Origin of the sequence: Bradyrhizobium sp. SHOUNA76 (assembly GCF_023006445.1) — a bacterium.
Taxonomy (GTDB): Bacteria; Pseudomonadota; Alphaproteobacteria; order Rhizobiales; family Xanthobacteraceae; genus Bradyrhizobium.
The window spans coordinates 1-2299 of the sequence record NZ_JALBHA010000733.1 but is presented as its reverse complement, the minus strand read 5'-3'; the positions used below and the strand labels follow the sequence as shown (position 1 = coordinate 2299).

The following is a 2299-nucleotide window of genomic DNA, read 5'->3' as shown; positions in this document are numbered from 1 at the left end:
CGTTGCCCGCGATCCGCGCGTCATGCCCGGGGACATCGCGCTGACGCAGCGCGAGCTCGACGTGCTGGCGCTCATGGCCGAGGGCGCCTCCAACAAGATGATCGCGCGCCGGCTCGGCATCTCCGTGCACACCGTCAAATTCCATGTCGGCTCGCTGCTCGACAAGCTCGATGCCACCGGCCGCACCGACGCGGTGGCGCATGCGGCGCGCCGCGGTGTGATCGAGCTGTGATGCCACCGGGTCTCACTTCGCCGATGTCGCGGGGAAGCTGAGCTGCACCATCAGCCCCGGCGCATTGTCGTGCAGCGCGACCTCGGCGCCGTGAAGGCGCGCGACGGCCGCCACCAGACTGAGGCCAAGCCCATTGCCCGGCGTGTAGCGGCTCTGTTCGAGCCGGTAGAAGCGCTTGAAGACGTGATCGCGCTGCTCGGCCGGAATGCCCGGACCATCGTCGGCGATGGCGATCACCGCGCTGCCGTCGGCGCTGCGGCAGGTCACCGTCACCTGCCCGCCCGGCCGGCCGTGCTTGATCGCGTTGTCGACGAGATTGGCGATGGCATCGAACAGCAGGTCGCGATCGCCCGTGATCGGCACCTGACGGTCTCCGGCAAGGCTGAGCTTTGTGGCGACCTGCTCGGCGGCGGCATCGTAGAGCTCGACGACCTCGCCGGCGATCTGGGCAAGGTCAAGCGCGCGGAAGGCGCCGGTGCGGGCGCGGGTCTCGATCTCCGAGATCCGGGTGATGGAGGCGAACATGCCAAGCACGGCGTCGAGATCGGCGATGGTGTCGCCGATCAGCGCGGCATCCGCCTCGCCGTTGCGCTCGTGATGATAGGCCTTTTCCAGCCGGCCGCGCATCCGCGTCAGCGGCGTGCGCAGATCGTGGGCAACGTTGTCGCTGACCTGCTTGACCTCGCCCATCAGCGTCTCGATGCGGTCGAGCATCTGATTGAGGCTTTCGGCGACGCGATCCCACTCGTCGTTGCTGCCGCGCAAGGGGATGCGCTGGTCGAGACCTGAGAGCATGATGGCGCGGCTGGTGGCATTGATCTGTTCGATCCGCCCCACCGTGCGCCGCGTCACCAGCACGGCGGCGAGGCCGGCGAGCACCAGCAGCAGGACGGCAACCGCCGCCATCGCGAGCTCGATCATGCCGGTGAAGCCGTCATGGTCGACGGCGTGGCCGAGCCGGCCCTCCACATAGGCGAGCGTGCCGAAATAGACATAGGCCATGATCGCCGCGACGATCAGCCCGAACGCGGCGATCGCGATCAGCGCCAGACGGAAGGTCGAGGAGCGGAGCGTCTTAGCCAGGAGCACGGAGGCAATATCCGATGCCGCGGATGGTGTGGATCAGCGGATAGGCCTGGGCATCGTCGACCTTGCGGCGGACGCGCCCGACATAGACGTCGATGATGTTGGTGGAGGGATCGAAATGCAGGTCCCAGACGTGCTGGAGCAGCATCGCGCGGGAGACGACGCGGCCCTCGTTGCGGACGAGATATTCGAGCAGTTGAAACTCGCGCGGCAGCAGCGGAATCTTTCGGCCACGGCGGCTGGCATTGCGCGCGATCAGGTCGATGGCGAGATCGCCGACCCGCAGCAGCGTCTCCTTGGCGATGGTCTCGCTGCGGCGGCCGAGGGCCTCGAGCCGCGCCAGCAATTCGGTGAACGAGAACGGCTTGACCAGATAGTCGTCGCCGCCGGCGCGCAAGCCGCGCACGCGGTCATCGACCTCGCCGAGCGCGGAAATGATCAGGAACGGCGCGGCGACGCCGTCGTCGCGCAATTGCCGCATCACGCTGATGCCGTCGACATCGGGAAGCATCCGGTCGATCGCGATCACGGCATAGTCGCGCGCGGCACCGTGGCTCAGCGCTTCGCGGCCGTTGGCAGCGAGGTCGACCTCGTATCCCGAGATCGTCAATTCCTCGACGAGCTGGCCTGCGGTTTCCGGATCGTCCTCGACGACCAGGATGCGGCGGTGACCTCCGGTCATGCAAAACTCCGCGCGACGATCGCCACCAGACTATCCCGTTCCGGGGCTGGACGGAACCGCCCGGTGGCGACCGCGACAATGGTGCGGTACGGCGATGCGACTACCAATAGTCTCCGCACACATTGACCCATTGCCATCCATAGGGCGTCCAGCTCCTGCGCCAGCAACCATCACTATAGCCGGCGTAGAAAAAGGGCGCGCCGAAGACGGCGAAACGGCGGAAGTGATGATGATGGAAGGCGTGGCGGCCGTGCCAGCCGGCGCCGGCGAAGCGTGGCCCGATCGCCGCGTGCGCGAAG

The 2299-nt window shown here is 67.3% G+C and carries 3 protein-coding genes and 1 pseudogene; 1 reads left to right on the top strand and 3 read right to left on the bottom strand.

What is annotated here, in order from left to right; translation table 11 throughout:
• Positions 1–232, top strand: a 232-nt coding sequence (locus MOV74_RS36320) for a response regulator transcription factor (protein WP_246932109.1), incomplete at its 5' end; no start/stop codon positions are given.
• A 12-nt stretch (positions 233–244) separates the two neighbouring features.
• On the opposite strand, the gene MOV74_RS36315 is transcribed toward MOV74_RS36320, so the two are convergent.
• From MOV74_RS36315 to MOV74_RS36305, 3 genes and pseudogenes are all read right to left on the bottom strand, one after another.
• Entirely contained in the window at positions 245–1321 is a 1077-nt protein-coding gene (locus MOV74_RS36315) for a HAMP domain-containing sensor histidine kinase (protein ID WP_246932107.1), read from the bottom strand.
• On the bottom strand, positions 1308–2000 hold the full coding sequence (locus tag MOV74_RS36310; protein ID WP_246932105.1) for a response regulator transcription factor: 693 nt from the start codon (positions 1998–2000) through the stop codon (positions 1308–1310). Before MOV74_RS36310 ends, MOV74_RS36315 begins: the two co-directional genes overlap by 14 nt.
• Positions 2001–2100: 100 nt before the next feature.
• Positions 2101–2299, bottom strand: a pseudogene (locus MOV74_RS36305) (hypothetical protein); the annotation flags it as partial.